Raw genomic sequence first — 22247 nt, forward strand, 5'->3', positions numbered from 1 at the left:
CAACGCGCCCATGCCACAATCCCATCAGCATTCCGCCAGGAATCGCAGGCAGGATGCGTCAAGGGGAAAGACCTGATCACGACGCTGTTCCACTCGCTGGAGCGGCTTTGTCGCATGCGGGTTCCGGCCCAGAGTCGGCCTAGCGCCGTCTTGCGTCTTCATCGGATGAATTGCCAGGAAGCATTATGGATTTGCTGCGGTTTCTGCTCTCGTTGCCCCTGCGCCTGCTGCGCGGCCTGCTCTATGTGATCGCGCTGCTGCTGCGGCCGCTGATCGGCAACGTGTCCTGGTCCGCGCCGGGCTGGGTGCCCGCCACGGGCGCCTTCGTCAGGCGCAAGCCGCTGCAGTCGGCCGGGTTGCTGGTCGGCGTGGTGGCGCTGGCGGTGGGCGGCTGGTTCGGCTGGGAGTGGTACAAGAACCGCCCCAAGCCGGTCGAACCCACCCGCATCACCTTCGAGGTGAGCAAGCCGGGCATCACCAACTACACCGCGCAGACCATCAGCTACGACCCGCTCACCGTGCGCTTCTCGCGTTCGGCCGCGCCGCTGGAAGGCGTCGGCAAGCCGGTCACCGCGGGCGTGGTGATGGACCCGGTGATGAAGGGGCAGTGGACCTGGGAGGACGACCGCACCCTGCGCTTCGCCCCCAGCGAGGACTGGCCGGTCGGCAAGCACTTCGAAGTGCGCTTCGACATCCCCCGGATGTTCGCGCCGCACGTGCTGATGGCCGACGACCATTTCAGCTTCGACACCGAACCCTTCGTGGTGAAGTTCGGCCGCGGCGAATTCTTCCAGGACCCGCAGGACGCCACCGCCAAGAAGACCATCCAGCCGGTGAGCTTCAACTATCCGGTGGACACCGCGCAGTTCGAGAAGCGCATCGCGCTCACGCTCAGCCAGAAGGGCAGCGCCGACAGCGATCTCAAGTTCACCGTCGTGTACGACCCGTACAAGCTGCAGGCCTGGATCCATTCCCAGCCGCTGGCCCTGCCGCGCGACGACGGCGCGGTGAAGTACGCGCTCGACAAGGGCGTGCGCAGCCTGCGCGGCGGCGACGCCTACAAGGAAAAACTCGATACCGCGGTGAAGGTGCCGGGCCTGTACAGCCTCACCATCGACGACATCTCGCCCACCCTGGTCGACAACGACAAGTACGAGCCCGAGCAGGTGCTGGTAATGGGCCTCGGCGGCACGGTGCGCGACAGCGAGCTGGCCGGCCTGACCAAGGCCTGGATCCTGCCGAACCGCAATCCGAAGGTGGACCAGTCCGACGACGACTCGCCGTACCCGTGGGACGTTTCCCAGGTCAGCGAAGACCTGCTGCGCAAGTCGCAGCCGCTCAAGCTGGAACTGGTGCCGACCGAGAACGAATACGAAGCCGGCCAGAGCTTCAAGTTCCACGCCGAACCCGGCCAGCGCATCTACGTGCGCGTGGAAAAGGGCCTGAAGTCGTTCGGCGGCTACATCCTGGGCCAGCCCAGGGTGCAGGCGCTGACCGTGCCGGACTACCCCAAGCTGCTGCGCTTCATGGCCGACGGCTCGCTGCTGTCGCTCAGCGGCAGCAAGCGCATCTCGGTGGTGTCGCGCAATCTGCCCGGCATGCGGGTGGAAGTGGGCCGCGTGCTGCCGGACCAGCTGCAGCACCTGGTCAGCCTCAACGAAGGCAACTACGCGCATCCGTCGCTCAACTACGCGTTCAGCGAAGACCACATCGTCGACCGCTTCGAGCAGAAGCGCAGCTTCCCCAAGGGCGACCCGGGCAAGGCGCATTACGAGGGCGTGGATCTCGCGCAGTACCTGAAGGACGGCAAGCGCGGCGTGTTCCTGCTGCATCTGTCCGCCTACGACGCGGCCGCCGAGAAGAAGCGCGCCGATGCCGCCAAGGCGGCGGAGCAGGGGCCGGAAGCCGCGCCGCGCACCGCCGCGGCCGCGGATGAAGGCGCCGACGCGGAAGGCGAAGGCGAGGCCGAGGGCGACGCCGCCGAAGCCGACACCAGCACGCCCGACCCGGCCGACACCCGCCTGGTGGTGGTCACCGACCTGGGCATGCTGGTCAAGCGCGCCGTCGACGGCAGCCAGGACGTGTTCGTGCAGTCCATCCACGACGGCCAGCCGGTGGCCGGCGCCACCGTGTCGGTGCTGGCGGTGAACGGGCAGACCCTGTTCAGCGAAAGCACCGGCGCCGACGGCGTGGTGCATTTCCCCACGCTCAAGGGCCTGGAGCGCGAGAAGCGCCCGGTGCTGTACCTGGTGAAGAAGGGCGAGGATCTCTCCTTCCTGCCGATCGGCAGCTACGACCGCCAGCTCGACTATTCGCGCTTCGACATCGGCGGCGAGCGCAACGCCACCAACCAGGGCCAGCTGTCCAGCTACCTGTTCTCCGACCGCGGCATCTACCGCCCGGGCGACACCTTCCATATCGGCCTGATCGTGCGCGCCGCCAGCTGGACGCGCAGCGTGGCCGGCGTGCCGCTGCAGGCGGAGATCGTCGACCCGCGCGGCGTGACCGTGAAGCAGCTGCCGATGAGCATGGACGCCAGCGGCTTCGGCGAACTCTCCTACGCACCGGCGGAAACCGCGCCCACCGGCACCTGGACGGTGAACCTGTACATCGTCAAGGACGGCAAGGCCGGCGCGCAGATCGGCAGCACCACCGTGCAGGTGAAGGAATTCCTGCCCGACCGCATGAAGGTCGAGGCCAGGCTGTCGCAGCAGGTGCCGGAAGGCTGGGTCAAGCCGGACCAGCTCAAGGGCCTGGTCGACGTGCAGAACCTGTTCGGCACGCCGGCGGAAAACCGCCGCGTCGAGGCCTCGCTCACCCTGCGTCCGGCCTGGCCGGCGTTCCGCAGCTGGCAGGACTACCACTTCTACGACGTGCGCCGCGCCAAGGAGGGCTACGAAGAAGCCCTGCAGGACGGCACCACCGACGACAAGGGCCATGCCGAATTCGCGCTGGACCTGAAGAAGTACGCCGACGCCACCTACCAGCTGTACTTCCTGGCCAAGGCCTATGAAGCCGAGGGCGGCCGCAACGTCGCCGCCGCCGCGCAGACCCTGGTCTCCAGCAACGACTGGCTGGTCGGCTACCGCGCCGCGGACAGCCTGGACTACGTCGGCCGCGGCTCGCCGCGCAGCGTGCACCTGGTGGCGATCGACAGCCACGCCAAGGCCACCGAGGTGAAGGACCTGCGCGCCGAGCTGATCGAGCGCCGCTATATCTCGGTGCTGACCAAGCAGGATTCGGGCGTCTACAAGTACCAGTCCAAGCTCAAGGAAATCGCCGTCAGCGAAAAGCCGCTGACCCTGACGGCCGCCGGCATGGACTACGCGCTGCCCACCGACAAGCCGGGCAACTACGCCCTGGTGATCCTGCGCGGCAGCGACCGCGTCGAGGTCAACCGGGTGGACTTCTCGGTGGCCGGCGACGCCAACGTGTCGCGCTCGCTGGACCGCAACGCCGAACTGCAGCTCAGCCTGAGCAAGCCGGACTACGCGCCGGGCGAAGCCGTCGAGATCGCCGTGCGTGCGCCTTACGCGGGCAGCGGCCTGATCACCATCGAGCGCGACAAGGTCTACGCGCACGCCTGGTTCCATGCCGACACCACCAGCTCGGTGCAGCACATCACCGTGCCGGCGGACTTCGAAGGCAACGGCTACATCAACGTGCAGTACATCCGCGATCCGTCCTCGGACGAGATCTTCATGAGTCCGTTGAGCTATGGCGTGGTGCCGTTCTCGGTCAACCTCGATGCGCGCCGCAACGCCATCAAGGTGGACGCGCCCGCGCTGGTGAAGCCGGGCGAGACAGTAACCTTCAAGCTCAGCGCGCCGCAGCCGACCAGGGCGGTGGTGTTCGCGGTGGACGAAGGCATCCTGCAGGTGGCCCGCTACAAGCTGGGCGATCCGCTGAAGTTCTTCTTCCGCAAGCGCATGCTGGAAGTGGGCACCTCGCAGATCCTCGACCTGATCCTGCCGGACTTCGAGAAGCTGATGGCCATGGCTGCCCCCGGCGGCGATGCGGATGCGGCGATCGGCCGCCAGCTGAATCCCTTCAAGCGCAAGCGCGACAAGCCGGTGGCGTTCTGGTCCGGCATCGTCGACGTGGACGGCGAGAAGGAACTGACCTACCAGGTGCCGGACTACTTCAACGGCAAGCTGCGCGTGATGGCGGTCAGCGTGTCGCCGGATCGCGTCGGTACCTTCGAAGGCGCCACCACCGTGCGCGGCGATTTCGTGCTGTCGCCGAACGTGCCCACCACCCTGGCCCCGGGCGACGAGGCCGAAGTGAGCGTGGGCGTGGCCAACAACCTCACGGGCCTGGGCGGCAAGCCGGTGCCGGTGGCGGTCACGCTGAAGACCGGCCCGCAGCTGCAGGTGCTGGGCGAGGCCACGCAATCCTTGAGCCTGGGCGAGATGCGCGAAGGCGTGGCGCTGTTCCGCGTGAAGGCCACCGACAAGCTCGGCTCGGGCAATCTCAGCTTCAGCGCGGGCTATGGCGGCAAGTCGGCCAGGCAGAGCGTGGACCTTTCCGTGCGCCCGGCTTCGGCCTACCGCACCCAGGTCGACGTGGGCCGCGTCGATGCCGGCGCCAAGGCCGACCTGCCGGACCTGCGCAAGCTCTACGACGAATACGCCGCGCGCGATTCCGCCATCTCGCCGCTGCCGGTGGTGCTGGCGCAGGGCCTCACCAGCTATCTGGTGAACTACCAGAACTACTGCAGCGAGCAGATCATCAGCTCGGCCATGCCGCGCCTGGTGCTGCCGAAGTGGCCGGTGGTGCCGGTGTTCGCGCATGCGCTGCAGCCGGCCTTCGAAGCCAAGAAGCTCAGCAACGAGGAAGCGCTGTCCAACTTCCTCGACGTGCTGCATTCGCGCCAGAACGGGCAGGGCGGCTTCGGCCTGTGGGCGGCCACGCCCGACGCCGAGCCGTTCGTGTCGGCCTATGCGATGAACTTCCTGATCGAAGCGCGCGACCGCGGCGTGAGCGTGCCGGCGGACATGTTCAATGCCGGCAACACCTACCTGCGCCAGCTCGCCGGCGACAACGGCATGGACTCGCTGGACAAGCTGCGCCAGCGCGCCTACGCCGTGTACCTGCTGACCCGCCAGGGCAATGTCACCACCAACGACCTGGCGGCCGTGCAGAAGCGCCTGCAGGATGCGTACCCGGACCAGTGGAAGAACGACCTGGCCGCGGCCTGGCTGGCCGCTTCGTACCAGCTGCTGAAGCAGGACAAGCAGGCCGCGCAGCTGATCGCCGGCCCGCAGAAGCTGCTGGAGCGCAGCGACCGCGACAAGCGCTACGTCTACGGCTACTACTACGACGCGCTGATCCGCGATTCCAGCGTGCTCTACGTCCTGGGCAAGCACTTCCCCGAGCGGGCGAAGAACCTGTCGCCGCGCGTGTGGGAGAACATCGGCTACGCGCTGTCGCACCGCTGGTACAACACGCTGTCCTCGTCGATGACCATCCTGGCGCTGGACGCCTACGCCAACGACGCGGCCGCCGACGTGGCCAAGCTCGGCATCGACGAAGTGCACGCCGACGGCAGCGTCAAGGCCATCGCCACCTTGCAGGGCAACCTGGTGCAAGCCGGCAGCTGGAGCGCCGCGGCGGCCCGCCTGCGCTACGTCAACGGCGGCGCGCTGCCGGCCTGGTACGTGGCCAGCCAGGGCGGCTACGACCGCGACGCGCCGGCCAAGGCGGTGAAGGACGGCATCGAGATCATCCGCGAATACACCGACACCAGCGGCAAGGCGCTGAGCGAGGTGAAGGTGGGCGAGGAGATCGACGTGCACGTGAAGATCCGCGCCACCCGCGACGAGGGCGTCTCCAACGTGGCCATCGTCGACCTGCTGCCCGGCGGCTTCGAGCCGGTGATCCAGCCGCCGCCGGAAGTGACCGACCACCAGGAGGACGGCAGCGAGCAGAACGATGCCGGCGGCGACAGCAAGGTCGAGGCCAGCGCCTGGCGCTCGCCGATCGGCCTGTCCAGTTCCACCTGGATGCCGGAATACGCCGACATCCGCGAGGACCGCGTGGTGATCTACGGCACCGCCACCCCGGACGTGCGCCAGTTCGTGTACCGCATCAAGGCCACCAACGCCGGCAAGTTCATCGTGCCGCCGGCGTACGGCGAGTCGATGTACGACCGCACGATCCAGGCGCGCTCGCCGGGTGGTACGACGTTGACGGTGAGCAAGCCGTAAGCGTGAAAAAAAGCCCTTCTCCCATCGGGAGAGGGGTTGGGGTGAGGGTATGGGCGGAGCGGGACGTTGCGCTCCGCCCGCACCCTCATCCGCCTGCCGGCACCTTCTCCCGGAGGGAGAAGGGTTCCAGCTTGGAGACTGAGGAAATAGCGAAGCTCCGCAGAGCTTCGATCGCAATGAAAGCTCTATTAGCCCATCCCGCCGTCAAAGCCCTCACCCGCTGGGTCCTCCGCTGGCAGAACTGGCTCGTCGGCGCCGCGCTGATCGCCGCCGTGCTGGCGGGCCTGCGCCTGTGGCCTCATCAGCGCCTGCGCACATGGCTGCCTTCCTCCACCGCCGTCTACGACGCCAAGGGCCGCCTGCTGCGCCTCACCCTGGCCAGCGACGACCGCTACCGCCTGTGGGTGCCGCTGAAGGACATCTCGCCGCAGCTGGTGCAGGGCGTGCTGCTGCACGAGGACCGCTGGTACCGCTGGCATGCCGGCTTCAATCCCTATGGCCTGGCGCGCGGCGCCTGGGTCACCTATGTGCGCCACGGCAATCCGCAGGGCGGCTCCACCGTGACCATGCAGCTGGCGCGCCTGCTGTGGCGGCTCAATACGCGCTCGCCGCTGGGCAAGCTGCGCCAGCTCGGGCGCGCGGTGCAGCTGGAGCTGTTCTATTCGAAGGACGAGATCCTCGAGGCCTATCTCAACTACGCGCCGTACGGGCGCAACGTGGAAGGCGTGGGCGCCGCCAGCCTGGCCTATTTCGACCAGCCGCCCGCCGCGCTCACCTTGCCTGAAGCGCTGACCCTGGCGGTGGTGCCGCAGGATCCGGCCCGCCGCCTGCGCGCCGGCGGCGAGGCAGCGGACGCCGCGCCGGACGTGATCAATCGCCACCTCGCCGACTCGCGCAACCGCCTCTACGCGCGCTGGCTGCAGCAGCACCCCGCCGACGCCGCGCTGAAGCCGCTGTTCGCGCTGCCGCTCAACCTGCGTTCGCTTTCGCGCCTGCCATTCGAGGCGCCGCATGCGGTGGAGCAGCTGCTCAATGCGCGGCGGCTGGAGGCCGGCAACACCGACAGCCGCGTCGCATCCACGCTGGACCTGGACCTGCAGCACGACCTGGAACGCCAGGTCGCGCGCTATATCGAACGCAACCAGTCGCGCGGCGTGCGCAATGCGGCGGCGATCCTGGTCGATACGCGCGACATGGCGATCAAGGCGATGATCGGCTCGGCCGGCTATGGCGACGCCGCCATCCACGGCCAGGTCAACGGCACCCAGGCCAAGCGCTCGCCGGGTTCGACGCTCAAGCCCTTCATCTACGCGCTGGGCTTCGACCAGGGCGTGCTGCATCCGCAGACCGTGCTGCGCGACGTGCCGACCTCGTTCGGCCCGTACACGCCGGAGAATTTCGACGGCCATTTTCTCGGGCCGGTCACCGCGACCGAAGCGCTGGTGCGCAGCCGCAACATCCCCGCGGTATGGGTGGCCTCGCAGCTGCACGGGCCGAGCTTCTATCAGTTCCTGCGCGAGGCCGGCATCGGCCGCCTGGCCAGCGAGAAGCACTACGGCCTGGCCCTGGTGCTGGGTGGCGGCGAAGTGACCATGCAGGAGCTGGCCGGCCTGTACGCCATGCTGGCCAACCGCGGCGAACTGAAGCCGCTGCGCCTGGCCGCGAACGATCCGCTGCCGAAGCAGGGCACGCGCCTGCTCAGCGAAGAAGCCAGCTTCATGGTGATGGACATGCTGCGGCAGAACCCGCGCCCCGACGAAACCACCGGCGCGCAGCCCTACCGCCTGCCGGTGTACTGGAAGACCGGCACCTCGTGGGGCTTCCGCGACGCCTGGACCGCCGGCAGCTTCGGCCCCTACGTGCTGGTGGTGTGGGTGGGCAATTTCGACGGCAGCAGCAATCCGGCCTTCGTCGGCGTGGAAGCGGCGGCGCCGCTGTTCTTCCAGATCGTCGACGCGCTGCGCGCCGAGCAGCCGGGCATGGCCGAGCCGATCCGCCGCATGCCGGCCAATCTCAAGCGCGTGTCGATCTGCCTGGCCAGCGGCGAGCTGCCTAATCAATGGTGCCCGCAGAAGGGCACCACCTGGTTCATTCCGGGCAAGTCGCCGATCCGGGTCAGCCAGGTGCATCGCCCGGTGGTGATCGACGACGCCACCGGCAAGCCGGCCTGTCCGCCCTACGACGGCAAGCGCACCCATCTGGAGGTGTACGAGTTCTGGCCGTCCGAACTGCAGCAGGTGTTTATCCAGGCCGGCATCCCGCGCCGCACGCCGCCGCGCAACGAGGCCTGCGTCAACGGCGGCGAGGCGGTGGGCGAGCCGCCGCGCATCACCTCGCCCTTGCGCGGCAGCATCTACGCGCTGCGGCTGAAGCGGAGCGACGAGAGCCGCATTGCCTTCAGCGCGAACGGCGACGCCGCCACGCGCACGCTGTACTGGTTCGTCAACGACGCCTATGTCGGCAGCAGCGCGCCGGGGCAGCCGCTGTTCTGGCAGCCGCCGGCGGCGGGCAACTACGACGTGCGCGTGGTGGACGACCGCGGCATGAGCGATACCCGGCCGCTGGGTGTGAGCCTGGTCGAATAACGGGTACCCAGATGAAGCAGGATCGAACGACCCTGCCAACGGTCACGCCGGAGCCCGCGCGGGGCTGCGCTATGCTCCCAGGCCTGTCCCGCGCAGCCTGCCTCCGAGCGCCACGATGAAGCAGCCACCGGCCCCTTCCTATTACCGCGCCACGGCGAACGCCTACGAGCCGTACGCCGCGCTGCGCGGCCGCGCGGAAGCCAAGGTGGCCATTATCGGCGGCGGCTTCGCCGGCCTGCATACGGCGCTGGCGCTGGCCGAGCGCGGCGTGCGCGACGTGCTGCTGCTGGAGCGCGAGCAGGTCGGCTTCGGCGCCTCCGGCCGCAATGGCGGCTTCGTCTTCGCCGGCTATTCGCTGGGCGAGCAGAGCCTGCTGGACCAGCTCGGCGAGGAGCGCGCACGCGCGCTGTTCGGGCTGACCACCGCGGCGGTGGAACGCATCCGCGCGCAAGTACTGCGCTATGGCATCGACTGCGGCCTGGTCGACGAAGGCGTGCTGTGGGCCAACTGGTTCCGCGACCCGGCCGTGCTGCGCGCGCGCCAGGCGCTGCTGGAAAAACACTACGGCGTGCAATGGGAATGGGTGCCGCAGCAGGCGCTGCGCGAACGCGTGCATACCGCGCGCTATTTCGACGGACTGTACGAGCGCAACGCCTTCCATCTGCATCCGCTCAACTTCGCCATCGGCCTGGCCGCGGCCGCCGCGGGGCAGGGCGTGCGCATCCATGAAAACACCGACGCCTGGCAGCTGCGCCGCGACGGCCTGCGCTGGCGCGTGGAAACCGACCAGGGCACGGTGCTGGCCGAGCACGTGGTGCTGGCCTGCGGCGGCTACCTGGCCGGCCTGCAGCGGCGCATCGACCGCGCCATCCTGCCGATCGCCACCTATGTGATGGCCACCGAGCCGCTGGGCGAGCGCCTGCGCGACTGCCTGGACACGCGCGCGGCGATCTACGACACGCGCTTCGCCTTCGACTACTACCGCCCGCTGCCGGACACGCGCCTGCTGTGGGGCGGGCGCATTTCCATCCGCAACCGCTCGCCGCAGGCGGTGCGCCGCCTGCTGATGCGCGACCTGCTGCGCGTGTTCCCGTCGCTGAAGGACGTGCGCGTCGACTTCGCCTGGTCCGGCCTGATGAGCTACGCGCGCCACCAGATGCCGCAGATCGGAGGCGGCGAGGAAGGCCTGTGGTGGGCGCAGGCCTTCGGCGGCCATGGCCTGGCGCCGACCTGCGCGGCGGGCGGGCTGCTGGCCGCGGCCATTGCCGAGCGGGATGGCGGCTGGAAGCAGTTCGCCGATTACGGCCTGGCCAGCGCGCATCGTCCCGCCGGCTATCTGGCGGCACAGGCGAGCTACTGGTGGCACCAGGGCCGCGATTGGTTCAAGACGAGACTGGAAGCATGACGAACGAACACAGCGCGGAAATCACCTGGGCCGACTTCGAGAAAGTGCTGCTGGTGGCCGGCACGGTCACGCGGGTGGAAGCGTTTCCCGAGGCGCGCAAGCCGGCCTGGAAAGTGTGGGTGGATTTCGGCCCCTACGGCGAGAAGAAGACCAGCGCGCAGATCGCCGCGCTATACCGCGCGGAAGATCTGGTCGGCCGGCAGGTCGTCGGCGTGATCAATTTTCCGGAGAAGCAGATCGGGCCGTTCCGCTCGCAGTTCCTGCTGACCGGATTTCCCACCGACGAGGGCGTGGTGCTGACGGCGATCGAACGGCCGGTGCCGAACGGCACGCGCCTCGCTTAGACCACGGCTCGCCCGCGGCCGGCCATATCCGCTCCATACAGGGCCGGCATGCTGCGGCACCTCCCACGATCAGGACGAACGATGAACCAGCCGCTCCGCCTTCTTCTCGCCGGCGCCGTCGCGCTGGCCTGCGCCCAGCTCCACGCCAGCGATGCCGACGACCGCGGCTGGACCACGCCGGAAAAGCCGTTCCGCATCTACGGCGATACCTGGTACGTCGGCACGCACGGCCTCAGCGCCATCCTGATCACCTCGCCGCAAGGCCACGTGCTGATCGACGGCACCCTGCCGGAGAACGCCAGGCTGGTGGAGCAGAACATCCGCGCGCTCGGCTTCCGCCTCGGCGACGTCAAGGCCATCCTCAACTCGCACGCGCATGCCGATCATGCCGGCGCGATCGCCGCGCTGGCCGCGGCCAGCGGTGCGCAGGTCTACGCCAGCCACTACGGCGCGGAAGAGCTGAAGGCCGGCGGCGATTACGCGGAAGATCCGCAGAACGGCGAGGCGCCGCATTTCCCCAAGGTGGCCAAGGTCAACGAAGTGCCCGACGGCGGCACGGTGAAGGTTGGCGACATCGTGGTGACCGCGCATTACACGCCGGGCCATACGCCGGGCGCGACCACCTGGACCTGGCGCTCCTGCGACAAGCAGCGCTGCCTGGACGTGGTCTATGCCGACAGCATCACCGCCTTCACCAACGGCGTGTACCGCTACAGCGATCCGGCGCATCCGGAGCGCGTCACGGGTTTCCGCAAGACCTTCGACATCGTCGGCGCGCTGCCCTGCGACGTGCTGGTCACCACGCATCCGGACATGAGCGATTTCCTCGAACGCGCCGCCGCGCATCGCGCGGGCAAGCAGCCGGACCCGCTGTTCGACCGCAACGCATGCAAGGCGCTGGCGCAGTCGTCGGTGGTGAAGTTCGAGGAGAAGCTGAAGGAAGAGCGGGCTGCCAAGAAGCCCTGAGGGCGCCTACCTCGTCATTCCGGCGCAGGCCGGAATCCAGTAGCGAGGTGCTGCATTCAATGCGTGCAGCTCCAAGATGCAGCTCTTGAATGCCCCCGCGGCAATCGGACGTTACAGTCACTGGATTCCGGCCTGCGCCGGAATGACGAGCTTGGGAGGATGAGGCGCGTGGGGCAGTGATGCATCAACCCCCGCGATCCAGCCACACCTCCAGCCCCTGCGCATTGAGCTCGATATCCATGCCCAGGATCCGCAGCAGCTCGTCGCGCGTTCCCTTCCAGCCATGCGCGGCCAGGCGCCCGGCGTAGAGATCGGTCAGCGCCCACTTCAGCTCCTCGTGGCGCTTGTCCTTCGGCTCGCCGCGCACCGCATGGCCCAGGCTCACCATCGCGTCGATCTGCTGGTGCAGCCCCTTGGCGAGGCGCTCGATATCGCCGACGGGGCCGAAGTGGGTGACGTACATGGCGTCCGGTTTCAGCGCGACCAGGCGGTCGATCGACTGGTGCAGCGCGTCGGGTTCGAACTGCACCGGCGTGCTGGTGGGGATCGCGTAGGGGCCGCGTTCCGTGTCGAACTCGCGATAGGACAGGCCGAAGGTATCGCCGGTGAAACAGGCCCGGCCCCGCTCGTCGTACACGCACAGATGATGCTTCGCATGGCCGGGCGTATCCAGGCAGCGCAGCGGACGTCCCTGCAGTTCCACCACGTGGCCTTCCGGCGCTTCCACCACGCGTTCGGCGGGAATCGGCCGCAGCCGTCCGTAGGTTTTCTCCATCACCGCTTCGCCGTACACGGCGCTGGCGCCGGCCCACAACTGCGTGGGATCGATCAGGTGCCGCGCACCGCGCGGATGCACCACCGCCCTGGCGTTCGGCAGCCGCGCCATCAGTTCGCCGGCGCCGCCGGCGTGGTCCAGGTGCACGTGGGTGAGGATCAGCCAGTCCACCTGTTCCGGCGTCAGGCCGGCCTGGTCCAGCGCTTCGAGCATGCGCGGCACGGCATGGTTGGTGCCGCAGTCGATAAAGGCGCCATGGCCTTGCTCGGCCACCAGGTAGGCGGCATCGAAGCGTGGACGCACGAAGCCGGTGTCGATGACGTGGATGCCGTGTGAGGGAGCCATATCCGCCTTCGCCGTGGGACACGCGCCGCAGCGTAGCAAACTGGAGCGCGCCCGCGCGCCGGCTCTTGTGCCGCACCGCGGCAAAGGCTAGACATGCACGGACCGCCGCTGGATCCGACGCCATGACCCCCGCTCTCATGACGCATTACCTGCTCCTGGTGCTCGACCTGCTCGGCACCTTCGTATTCGCCCTCAGCGGCGCGCTGACCGGCGTGCGCCGGCAGCTGGACCTGTTCGGCGTGCTGGTGCTGTCCTTCGCCGCGGGCAACGCCGGCGGCATCACCCGCGACCTGCTGATCGGCGCCACGCCGCCGGCGGCGATCGCGGACTGGCGCTACCTGGCGGTGTCGGTGCTGGCCGGCATCGTCACCTTCTACCGCTACGGGCTGATCGAACGGCTGAAGAATCCGGTGCAGATGTCCGACGCGGCGGGCCTGGCGCTGTTCGCCGTGGCCGGCGCGCAGAAGGCGCTGGCGCATGGGCTCAATCCCGCCATGGCCGCCTTGCTCGGCATGCTCACCGGCGTGGGCGGCGGCATCCTGCGCGACGTGCTGGTCACGCAGATTCCGACCGTGCTGCGCGCGGACCTGTACGCCGTGGCCGCGCTGGCCGGCGCCGCCATCGTGGTGGCCGGCGACCTGCTGCAGGTGCCGCCCACCGTGTCCACCCTGGCCGGTGCGGCGGTGTGCTTCGGCCTGCGCTTCATGGCGATCCGCCACGGCTGGCACCTGCCGCGCGCGGCGGGCGGGCAGGAGCCGCCCACCGGATAAGGCTCAGCTGGCGTCGTGGAAGATGATGCCCAGCGTATGGCGCCGCCCCGAGCGCAGCTCGCTCACACCGTGCCGCAGGTTCACCCGGTAGCTGCCGCGGCTGCCGCGCACGGGGCGGTGATGCACGGCGAAGATCACCGCATCGCCCTCGCTCAGGGGCACCACGTGCGGACGCGACTGCATGCGCGGGCGCTGCTCGGTCAGCACGAACTCGCCGCCGGTGAAATCGCGCCACGGTTCCGACAGCAGCACCGCCACCTGCAGCGGAAACACGTGCTCGCCGTAGAGGTCCTGGTGCAGGCAGTTGTAGTCGTCGGTGCCGTAGCGCAGCAGCAGCGGCGTGGGTCGCTGCTGGCCGGCGTGGTGGCAGCGTTCGAGGAACTCGGCGTACCGCTGCGGATAGCGCACGCCGATGCCCATGGTTTCGTTCCACTGGTTGGCCAGCGGCACCAGCCGCGGATACAGCGCCGCGCGCAATTCGCCGACGGGCGAGGGCAGGGGATAGCCGAAGTACTGGTATTCGCCACGGCCGAAGCCGTGGCGGGCCATCACCACCTTGCTGCGGAACAGCGCGGGGCGGTCGTACAGCGAGGCGATGCGGTCGCAGGCTTCCGGCGCGAGCAGGCCCGGGAGCATGGCGTGGCCTTGCGCGTCGAGCTGCTGCAGCACGAGCGGCCAGTCGAACGCGGCCAGGCGTGCCTCGACGTCATCGCCCAGCGCCGCTTCCAGCATCGCGCTCATGCCCGCGCCTCCCGCGCCAGCAGCGCGCGCTTGCGTTCCACGCCCCAGCGATAACCCGACAGCGCACCGTCGCCGCGGATCACCCGGTGGCAGGGCACCGCCATGGCCAGCGCATTGGCGCCGCAGGCCAGCGCCACGGCGCGCGAGGCGTCCGGCATGCCGATGCGCAGCGCGACTTCCTTGTAGCTGGCGGTGGCGCCGGCGGGGATCGCGCGCAGCGCTTCCCACACCTTGCGCTGGAACGGCGTGCCGCGCAGGTCGAGCGTGGCGTCGAAGGGCGCGTGCGGATGCTCGATCAAGGCAGCGGTTTGCACCAGCGTGCCGGCCAGCGCGCCGTCGTCGCGCGACAGATCGGCCTGCGGAAAGCGCTGGCGCAGATCCGCTTCCAGCGCCTTGGCGTGCTCGCCGAACAGGATCGCGCACACGCCGCGTTCGCTCGCCGCCACCAGCAGCAGGCCCAGCGGCGAACTGCCGATGCCGTAGCGCAGCGTTTCGCGCACGCGCTCCGGATGGCAGCGCGCGCAGGGACGGAAGCCGGCGCGCTCGGCCTCTTCGCGGCTGGCGTGGAAGGCGACGTTCTCGGGCCGCGCGGGGCGCGCCGCGCACGAAGGTTTGCAATACACGCCGGTGCTGCGCACCGAGTACCAGAACGAGCCGTCCGCGCTCCGGTCGCGGTTGCGCAGCTGGCTCCAGCGCGGATCGCGCAGGGTGGCGTCGATGTGGTCTTTCATGCGGGCGGCAGCGTTCATGGCGCGTCTCCTGGTTCGAGGGTGAAGCCAGCTTAGGTTTCGCGCGAGCTGCGGACACTCCGGTTCTTGCTGTGATCGTTGCCATGAAAAAGCGCCGCACTAGGCGGCGCTTCTTCTCTCTACTTCCCAGGGGCGAACCCTTCTCCCTCCGGCGACCCGAAGGTAGTCCCCGTGGGAGAGAAGGTGGCGGCAGCCGGATGAGGGTTCGGCCGGAGCGATACACATCACTCTTGCGCTTCGCCCGCACCCTCACCCCAGCCCCTCTCCCGACGGGAGAGGGGCTCAAGCTCACAGCGACTCGAAAATCCCCGCCGCGCCCATGCCGGTGCCGATGCACATCGTCACCATGCCGTACTTCTGCTTGCGCCGGCGCATGCCGTGCACCAGGGTGGCGGCGCGGATGGCGCCGGTGGCGCCGAGCGGGTGGCCGAGCGCGATGGCGCCGCCGAGCGGGTTGATCTTCGACGGATCCAGGCCCAGGTCCTTGATCACCGCCAGCGACTGCGCGGCGAAGGCTTCGTTGAGTTCGATCCAGTCCAGCTGGTCCTGCGTCAGGCCGGCCTGCTTGAGCGCCTTGGGAATCGCTTCCTTCGGGCCGATGCCCATGATCTCCGGACGCACGCCGGCCACCGAGTAGCTGACGAAGCGGGCGATCGGGGTGAGGCCGTATTCCTTGATGGCCGCTTCGCTGGCCAGCAGCACCGCGCCGGCGCCGTCGGAGGTCTGCGAGGAATTGCCGGCGGTGACCGAGCCGCCGAACTGGCCGTTGCGGAACACCGGCTTGAGCTTGCCCAGCACCTCGACCGTGCTGCCCGGGCGCGGGCCTTCGTCGGTGTCGATCAGACGGCTGTCCGTCTTGATCGAACGCGTGGCGAGATCCGGGTAATGGTCGTCGAGCTTGAACGGGGTGATCTCGTCCTTGAACTCGCCGGCCTTGATCGCGGCCAGCGCGCGCTCATGGCTGGCGGCGGCGAAGCTGTCCTGTTCCTCGCGGCTGATCTTCCACTGCTTGGCCACGTTCTCGGCGGTGATGCCCATGCCGTAGGCGATGCCGATGTGCTCGTTATCGAAGATGCCGGGATTCATCGCCACCTTGTGGCCCATCATCGGCACCATGCTCATGCTCTCGGTGCCGGCGGCGATCATCAGGTCCGCCTCGCCCAGGCGGATGCGGTCGGCGGCCTGCGCGATGGCCTGCACGCCGGACGAGCAGAAACGGTTGACGGTGACGCCCGGCACGGTGTCCGGCAGGCCGGCCAGCAGCAGGCCGATGCGGGCCACGTTCATGCCTTGCTCGGCCTCAGGCATGGCGCAGCCGACGATCACGTCGCCGATGCGGTGCGCGTCGATGCCCGGCGCCTGCGCCATCACGGCGCGGATCACGTGGGCCAGCATGTCGTCGGGACGGGTGTTGCGGAACACGCCGCGCGGCGCCTTGCCGACCGGGGTGCGGGTGGCGGCGACGATGTAGGCGTCTTGCACTTGCTTGCTCATTGGCTTTCTCCGAAAGCCGGGAATCGGGAATAGGGAATAGGGAATCGAGTCCCAGCCCGTCGCGAATCCGGCCTAACTGACTATTGATAGATAGCGAGGTTCGGGGAACGGCGCTTTACCTATTCCCCATTCTCTATTCCCGATTCTCAATTACGCAGCGGCTTGCCGGTGCTCATCGTGTGAGCGATGCGCGCCTGGGTCTTTTCCGTCTGCGCCAGTTCCACGAAGTGCTTGCGCTCCAGCGCCAGCAGCCATTCCTCGTCCACCAGCGAACCGCGCTCGATGACGCCGCCGCACAAGGTGTCGGCGATGCGCGTGGCGATCTCGACGTCGTGCTCGGAGGCGAAATAGCCGGCCAGCATGTTGGCCAGCGAGGCGCGGAAAGTGGCCGTGCCGACGTCGCCGGCGACCGGGATGCTGCGCGCCGGCAGCGGCGGGCGGTAGCCGCTCTCGGCCAGCGCGCGCGCCACCTGCTTGGCCACGTAGAGCAGCTCGTAGGCGTTGAACACCACCACGTCGCTGTCGCGCAGCAGGCCCAGCTGCTTGGCCTCCAGCGCGCTGCCGGAGACCTTGGCCATGGCCACCGTCTCGAACACCTTCTTCAGCGCCTCGAACGGATCGGCCGGATTGGCCTGCGCCGCGCGGATCGCCAGCTCGTGCAGGCCGCCGCCGGCCGGCAGCAGGCCCACGCCCGCCTCGACCAGGCCGATATAGCTTTCCAGCGCCGCCACGGTGCGCGCCGAATGCATCTGGAATTCGCAGCCGCCGCCCAGGGCCAGGCCGCGCACGGCCGACACCACCGGCACCAGCGAGTGCTTGATGCGCATGCTGGTGCGCTGGAAGTTGGCCACCATCGCCTCGAAGTCGCCCAGCTTGCCGGCCTGCAGCAGGCCCAGCGCGCCCTTCAGGTCCGCGCCGGCGGAGAACGGTTCGCCGGTCTGCCAGATCACCACGGCCTTCAGCTGCTGCTCGGCGACGTCGATCGCCTGCTGGATGCCGTCGAGCACCTGGTCGTTGACCGTGTTCATCTTGGTCTTGAACGAGATGATGCCCACGCCGTCGTCGCCCAGCGTCCACAGGCGCACGCCGTCGTTCTCCCACACCGTGCTGCCCTGGTCGAACTTCTCGCCCAGGATCGGATCCGGGAACAGCTGGCGCCGGTACACCGGATGCTGCGAGCGCGGCTTGTCGGCGTTGGCGCCGGCCGAGTACGAACCGCTCTTGCCGTGCACGCCGCTGCGGCCGTCGGTCACCCACTTCGGCAGCGGGGCCTTGCTCATGGCCTTGCCGGCGGCGATGTCTTCCTCGATCCACTGGGCCACCTGCTGCCAGCCGGCGGCCTGCCAGGTCTCGAACGGGCCGAGCTTCCAGCCGTAGCCCCAGCGGATGGCGAAGTCGACGTCGCGCGCGGTGTCGGCGATGTCGGCCAGGTGATAGGCGGTGTAGTGGAACAGGTCGCGGAAGGTGGCCCACAGGAACTGCGCCTGCGGGTCGGCGCTGGCGCGCAGCTTGGCGAACTTCTCGGCCGGGTCCTTGATGGCGAGGATGGCGGCCACTTCGTCGGAAGCCTTCTGCTCCGAGGCGCGGTAGTCGCGCTTGGCCACGTCCAGCACCACGATGTCCTTGCCGGCCTTGCGGTAGAAGCCGGCGCCGGTCTTCTGGCCCAGCGCGCCCTGGTCGATCAGGCCCTGCAGCCAGGCGGGCGCCTTGAAGTACTCGTGCCACGGGTCGTCGGCCAGCGTGTCGGCCATGGTCTTGATCACGTGCGCCATGGTGTCCAGGCCCACCACGTCGGCGGTGCGGTAGGTGGCGCTCTTGGGACGGCCCACGGCCGGGCCGGTGAGCGCGTCGACCACGTCGAAGCCGAGCTTGAACTGCTCGGTGTGGTGCATGGTGGCGAGCATGGAGAACACGCCGATGCGGTTGCCGATGAAGTTCGGCGTGTCCTTGGCGTAGACCACGCCCTTGCCGACCACGGTGGTGAGGAAGGCTTCCAGGCCCTGCAGCACGTTGGCGTCGGTGAGGCGGGTCGGGATCAGCTCGACCAGGTGCATGTAGCGCGGCGGGTTGAAGAAATGCACGCCGGTGAAGCGGTGGCGCATGTCTTCCGGCAGCGCTTCGGCCAGGCCGTTGATCGACAGGCCCGAGGTGTTGCTGGCCAGCACGGCGTGCGGCGCGACGTAGGGCGCGATCTTCTTGTAGAGATCCAGCTTCCAGTCCATCCGTTCGGCGATCGCCTCGATCACCAGGTCGACGTCCTTGAGGTGTTCGAGGTCGTCGTCGTAGTTGGCCGGGATGATCGCGGCGGCGCGGCTGCCGTCGGCCAGCGGAGCGGGGGAGAGCTTCTTCAGGTTCTCGATCGCCTTGAGGGCGATGCCGCTCTTGGGACCTTCCTTGGCGGGCAGGTCGAACAGCACGGTCTCGACATTGGCGTTGGTCAGGTGCGCGGCGATCTGCGCGCCCATGACGCCGGCGCCGAGCACCGCGGCCTTGCGGATGCGCAGCGGATGGGATGCGACTGGAGCGGTCATTGGCTTCTCCGTGGGACGGACACTTGAGGGGTGTTGAAACGCGAAGGAGACCGTTGCCGGCCTCCGTAAGGAAATCAGGGGGCGTTGAGGCCGGCGGCGGCGAAGCGGATCAGGTGCTCCGCCGTCTGTTCACGATGCACCCGCTCGGTGACATCGCTTTTGCGCTGGATCATGCCGAAGCCGGACATGGCATGGGTCAGCGCGCCGGTGACCAGGTCGACCCGCCAGTACAGTTCTTCCCGGCTCAGCTGGGGCAGCAGGCGGCCGAACTCGGCGGTGAACTGGCGCATGACGTGGCCGTAGTTCTCCGACAGGAACTTGCGCAGGGTGTCGTCGTGCTCGGCGAAGGCGCGCGCCAGCACGCGCATGAACAGCGAGCCGCTACCTTCGTGGGACAGCTCCAGCGCCGGCTTGATGAAGGCGGCCAGCACGTCCTCGAGGCTGGTTTCCGGCAGGCCGGCGATGCGCGACAGGGCGGTCATGCGGTGGCCGTTGAGCTGGTCCAGGCGGCGGCGGAAGACCTCTTCGATCAGGCGGTCCTTGCTGCCGAAGTGGTAGTTCACGGCGGCCAGGTTGACGCCCGCGGCGGCGGTGAGCTGGCGCAGCGAGGCGCCGTCGAAACCGTGCCGGGCGAACAGCTCCTCGGCGGCGGTCAGGATGCGTTCCTTGGTCGAATGCGGCACGGCTTGCAAGCGGGCGGTCCCCCGGGTGGCTACGGCAGGAATCAAACGATCGTTTGAGCATACGGGGGAGGAATCCCTGCCGTCAAACGATCGTTTACAACGCCCGGCGCCCGGCTTGCGAATCAGTTAGAATCTGTCAGACTTTCGTGAGCTAAATCCTCTAAACGTCATCGGATTTGGCCTACTTTGCTGGCTAGCCTGGCCAGACCGCCCACTCAGATACCAGTTTTTCCGGAGCAGACTACTCATGGCGCTGGAGCGCACCCTTTCCATCATCAAGCCCGACGCCGTCGCCAAGAACGTCATCGGCGAAATCTACGCCCGTTTCGAGAAGGCTGGCCTCAAGGTCGTCGCCGCCAAGCAGAAGCAGCTGTCGCGCCAGGAAGCCGAAGGCTTCTACGCCGTGCACAAGGAGCGCCCGTTCTTCAAGGCGCTGGTCGAATTCATGATCTCCGGCCCGGTGATGATCCAGGTGCTGGAAGGCGACAACGCCGTGCTCAAGCACCGCGAGCTGATGGGCGCCACCAATCCGAAGGAAGCCGCGCCGGGCACCATCCGCGCCGATTTCGCCGATTCGATCGACGCGAATGCGGTGCATGGTTCGGATGCGTCTGAAACCGCACAGGTCGAGATTGCGTATTTCTTCGCCGCGACCGAAGTGCATTCCAGGTAATTCACCGCGGCGCCCGTGCAACGGGCGCCGTCCGCCATGCGGCCAACGCGGCCGCGCTTTTTGAAGACGATGAACCAGGCCGTTTCCACTCCATCCACCGACAAGGTCAACCTGCTCGATTTCGATCGCCAGGGGCTGCGCGATTTCTTCGCCCAGCTCGGCGAGAAGCCGTATCGCGCCGAGCAGGTGATGAAGTGGATCTACCACCGCCTGGAAGACAACTTCGAAAACATGACGGACGTCGGCAAGGCGCTGCGCACCAAGCTCGAGGCGGCCTGCTACATCGGCCCGCCCAAGACCATGTTCGACAAGGGCGCCGCCGACGGCACGCACAAGTGGCTGCTGGGCATGGACGGCGGCAACGCGGTGGAGGCGGTGTACATTCCCGAGCCCACCCGCGGCACGCTGTGCGTGTCCTCGCAGGTCGGCTGCGGCCTGAACTGCCAGTTCTGCTCCACCGCCACGCAGGGCTTCAACCGCAACCTGGCCACGTCCGAGATCATCGGGCAGATGTGGGTCGCCGCTAAGTACCTGGGCAACGTCACGCACCAGAACCGCCGCATCACCAACGTGGTGATGATGGGCATGGGCGAGCCGCTGCTGAACTTCGACAACGTGGTCAAGGCGATGAGCCTGATGCGCGACGACCTGGGCTTCGGCCTGGCCTCCAAGCGCGTCACGCTGTCGACCGCCGGCCTGGTGCCGATGATCGACAAGCTGTCCGAGGCCATCGACGTGTCGCTCGCGGTGTCGCTGCACGCCGCCAACGACGAGCTGCGCACCGAGCTGGTGCCGCTCAACAAGCGCTATCCGATCGAGGAGCTGATGGGCGCCTGCCGCCGTTGGCTGGAGCGCCGGGCGCGCACCTCGATCACTTTCGAATACACGCTGATGAAGGGCGTCAACGACCAGCCCGAGCACGCGCGCCAGCTGATCAAGCTGATGCGCAAGATGCCCAACTGCAAGGTCAACCTGATTCCCTTCAATCCTTTCCCCGGCACGCGCTTCGAGCGCTCCGACGCCGACACGATCCGCGCCTTCCAGACCCAGCTGCTCAACGCCAACATCCTCACCATGCTGCGCCGCACCCGCGGCGACGACATCGATGCGGCATGCGGCCAGCTGAAGGGACAGGTGCTGGACCGCACGCGCCGCCAGGCCGAATTCCGTAAACGACTCGACGAGGGCGCCAGCCATGCGGCTTGACCGGATCCTGCTGGCCGCCTGCCTGGCTGCATCGCTCACCGCCTGCCAGACCACCGGCGTGGACCCGGGCCCGAACCCGCGCGTCGCCAAGAGCGACAACGCGCTGGAAGGCGCTCGCGTGCATACCGAACTGGCCCAGTCGTACATGCAGAACGGCGACCTGCAGGGCGCGCTGACCAAGCTCAACAAGGCGCTCACCTTCGATCCGAACTACGTGCCGGCGCACACCGTGATGGCGGTGCTGTACGAGCGCATCGGCAACCAGGCCGAGGCGGAAAAGCACTACCGCCGCGCCGCCGCGCTGGCGCCCGACAAGGGCGATCCCAACAACAATCTCGGCGCCTTCCTGTGCAAGACCGGCCGCGGCGCGGAGGCGGCGCAGTATTTCCAGAAGGCGGTTGCCGATCCGTTCTACCAGACGCCGGCCACGGCCTGGACCAATGCCGGCCGCTGCCTGGAAAGCACCGGCGACGTCGCCGGCGCCGAAGACGACTACCGCAAGGCGATCGCGCTCGATCCGCAGAACGCGGACGCGCTGCTGCAGGTTGCCTCGCTGCTGTTCCAGCGCAACGATGCTTTCCGCGCGCGGGCCTTCCTGCAGCGCTACGACAGCCTGGGCCAGGTCTCGCCGACCGGACTCAAGCTGGGCCACGACATCGAACTCCGACTGGGCAACAAGGACGCTGCCCGCAATTACAGCAGGCGATTGCAGAGCCAGTTCCCGGATTCGGAGCAGGCCCGCGCCATCGACTCGACCGCAAGCCAATGACA

15 protein-coding genes are annotated in these 22247 nt (G+C 68.2%); 9 read left to right on the forward strand and 6 right to left on the reverse strand.

Translation table 11 applies throughout. The annotated features are described in order from the left end of the window. The first annotated feature begins 185 nt into the window (after positions 1–185). The 5 genes from FHW85_RS20905 (at position 186) to bla (ending at position 11509) form a co-directional block, all read left to right on the forward strand. Entirely contained in the window at positions 186–6209 is a 6024-nt protein-coding gene (locus FHW85_RS20905; RefSeq protein ID WP_168649543.1) for an MG2 domain-containing protein, read from the forward strand. A gap of 176 nt (positions 6210–6385) precedes the next feature. Continuing rightward, positions 6386–8794, forward strand: a complete 2409-nt coding sequence (pbpC, locus tag FHW85_RS20910; protein ID WP_168649544.1) for a penicillin-binding protein 1C — start codon at positions 6386–6388, stop codon at positions 8792–8794. Positions 8795–8909: 115 nt separating this feature from the next. After that, a complete protein-coding gene (locus FHW85_RS20915; protein ID WP_168649545.1) occupies positions 8910–10199 on the forward strand; it encodes an FAD-binding oxidoreductase in 1290 nt (429 codons plus the stop codon). Next, positions 10196–10543, forward strand: coding sequence for a tRNA-binding protein (locus FHW85_RS20920; RefSeq protein WP_168649546.1), 348 nt, complete (start codon positions 10196–10198; stop codon positions 10541–10543). The genes FHW85_RS20915 and FHW85_RS20920 overlap by 4 nt, the downstream gene beginning before the upstream one ends. A gap of 81 nt (positions 10544–10624) precedes the next feature. Then, positions 10625–11509, forward strand: coding sequence for a subclass B3 metallo-beta-lactamase (bla, locus tag FHW85_RS20925; RefSeq protein ID WP_168649547.1), 885 nt, complete (start codon positions 10625–10627; stop codon positions 11507–11509). Positions 11510–11693: 184 nt separating this feature from the next. Here the strand turns inward: bla and FHW85_RS20930 are convergent, their stop codons facing one another. Beyond that, the gene (locus FHW85_RS20930) at positions 11694–12629 is read right to left on the reverse strand and encodes an MBL fold metallo-hydrolase (RefSeq protein ID WP_168649548.1); all 936 of its coding nucleotides are present in this window, start codon (positions 12627–12629) and stop codon (positions 11694–11696) included. A 122-nt stretch (positions 12630–12751) separates the two neighbouring features. On the opposite strand from FHW85_RS20930, the gene FHW85_RS20935 reads away from it, so the two are divergent. Next, entirely contained in the window at positions 12752–13399 is a 648-nt protein-coding gene (locus FHW85_RS20935; protein ID WP_168649549.1) for a trimeric intracellular cation channel family protein, read from the forward strand. Positions 13400–13402: 3 nt separating this feature from the next. On the opposite strand, the gene FHW85_RS20940 is transcribed toward FHW85_RS20935, so the two are convergent. The 5 genes from FHW85_RS20940 to FHW85_RS20960 all read right to left on the reverse strand — a co-directional run bounded on the left by FHW85_RS20940 (position 13403) and on the right by FHW85_RS20960 (position 19606). Next, entirely contained in the window at positions 13403–14140 is a 738-nt protein-coding gene (locus FHW85_RS20940; protein WP_168649550.1) for a 2OG-Fe(II) oxygenase, read from the reverse strand. Continuing rightward, positions 14137–14889: a methylated-DNA--[protein]-cysteine S-methyltransferase gene (locus FHW85_RS20945; protein ID WP_343203722.1), complete on the reverse strand. Its 753-nt coding sequence runs from the start codon at positions 14887–14889 to the stop codon at positions 14137–14139. The genes FHW85_RS20940 and FHW85_RS20945 overlap by 4 nt, the downstream gene beginning before the upstream one ends. Before the next feature lie 288 nt (positions 14890–15177). Next, positions 15178–16383 carry an acetyl-CoA C-acyltransferase gene (locus tag FHW85_RS20950; RefSeq protein ID WP_167257668.1) on the reverse strand — a complete coding sequence of 402 codons (1206 nt, stop codon included), beginning with the start codon at positions 16381–16383 and terminating at the stop codon, positions 15178–15180. 146 nt (positions 16384–16529) lie between these two features. Then, positions 16530–18914, reverse strand: coding sequence for a 3-hydroxyacyl-CoA dehydrogenase/enoyl-CoA hydratase family protein (locus FHW85_RS20955; RefSeq protein ID WP_167257667.1), 2385 nt, complete (start codon positions 18912–18914; stop codon positions 16530–16532). Between the two features lie 74 nt (positions 18915–18988). Next, on the reverse strand, positions 18989–19606 hold the full coding sequence (locus FHW85_RS20960; protein ID WP_167257666.1) for a TetR/AcrR family transcriptional regulator: 618 nt from the start codon (positions 19604–19606) through the stop codon (positions 18989–18991). 238 nt (positions 19607–19844) lie between these two features. Here FHW85_RS20960 and ndk point away from each other — a divergent pair, with 238 nt between their 5' ends. The 3 genes from ndk to pilW all read left to right on the forward strand — a co-directional run bounded on the left by ndk (position 19845) and on the right by pilW (position 22245). After that, positions 19845–20270, forward strand: coding sequence for a nucleoside-diphosphate kinase (gene ndk / locus FHW85_RS20965; protein WP_167257665.1), 426 nt, complete (start codon positions 19845–19847; stop codon positions 20268–20270). 69 nt (positions 20271–20339) lie between these two features. Beyond that, the gene (rlmN, locus tag FHW85_RS20970) at positions 20340–21476 is read left to right on the forward strand and encodes a 23S rRNA (adenine(2503)-C(2))-methyltransferase RlmN (protein ID WP_167257664.1); all 1137 of its coding nucleotides are present in this window, start codon (positions 20340–20342) and stop codon (positions 21474–21476) included. Next, the gene (gene pilW, locus FHW85_RS20975) at positions 21466–22245 is read left to right on the forward strand and encodes a type IV pilus biogenesis/stability protein PilW (protein WP_167257663.1); all 780 of its coding nucleotides are present in this window, start codon (positions 21466–21468) and stop codon (positions 22243–22245) included. The genes rlmN and pilW overlap by 11 nt, the downstream gene beginning before the upstream one ends. The last annotated feature ends 2 nt before the right edge of the window (positions 22246–22247 follow it).

This window comes from Dyella sp. SG609, from assembly GCF_012275375.1.
GTDB classification, from domain to species: Bacteria; Pseudomonadota; Gammaproteobacteria; order Xanthomonadales; family Rhodanobacteraceae; genus Dyella_D; species Dyella_D marensis.

Excerpts from the sequence above, each read along its gene's own strand:
- FHW85_RS20905 (WP_168649543.1), top strand. The coding sequence starts at position 186 with ATGGATTTGCTGCGGTTTCTGCTCTCGTTGCCCCTGCGCCTGCTGCGC.
- pbpC (WP_168649544.1), top strand. The coding sequence starts at position 6,386 with ATGAAAGCTCTATTAGCCCATCCCGCCGTCAAAGCCCTCACCCGCTGG.
- FHW85_RS20915 (WP_168649545.1), top strand. The coding sequence starts at position 8,910 with ATGAAGCAGCCACCGGCCCCTTCCTATTACCGCGCCACGGCGAACGCC.
- FHW85_RS20920 (WP_168649546.1), top strand. The coding sequence starts at position 10,196 with ATGACGAACGAACACAGCGCGGAAATCACCTGGGCCGACTTCGAGAAA.
- bla (WP_168649547.1), top strand. The coding sequence starts at position 10,625 with ATGAACCAGCCGCTCCGCCTTCTTCTCGCCGGCGCCGTCGCGCTGGCC.
- FHW85_RS20930 (WP_168649548.1), bottom strand. The coding sequence starts at position 12,629 with ATGGCTCCCTCACACGGCATCCACGTCATCGACACCGGCTTCGTGCGT.
- FHW85_RS20935 (WP_168649549.1), top strand. The coding sequence starts at position 12,752 with ATGACCCCCGCTCTCATGACGCATTACCTGCTCCTGGTGCTCGACCTG.
- FHW85_RS20940 (WP_168649550.1), bottom strand. The coding sequence starts at position 14,140 with ATGAGCGCGATGCTGGAAGCGGCGCTGGGCGATGACGTCGAGGCACGC.
- FHW85_RS20945 (WP_343203722.1), bottom strand. The coding sequence starts at position 14,889 with ATGAACGCTGCCGCCCGCATGAAAGACCACATCGACGCCACCCTGCGC.
- FHW85_RS20950 (WP_167257668.1), bottom strand. The coding sequence starts at position 16,383 with ATGAGCAAGCAAGTGCAAGACGCCTACATCGTCGCCGCCACCCGCACC.
- FHW85_RS20955 (WP_167257667.1), bottom strand. The coding sequence starts at position 18,914 with ATGACCGCTCCAGTCGCATCCCATCCGCTGCGCATCCGCAAGGCCGCG.
- ndk (WP_167257665.1), top strand. The coding sequence starts at position 19,845 with ATGGCGCTGGAGCGCACCCTTTCCATCATCAAGCCCGACGCCGTCGCC.
- rlmN (WP_167257664.1), top strand. The coding sequence starts at position 20,340 with ATGAACCAGGCCGTTTCCACTCCATCCACCGACAAGGTCAACCTGCTC.
- pilW (WP_167257663.1), top strand. The coding sequence starts at position 21,466 with ATGCGGCTTGACCGGATCCTGCTGGCCGCCTGCCTGGCTGCATCGCTC.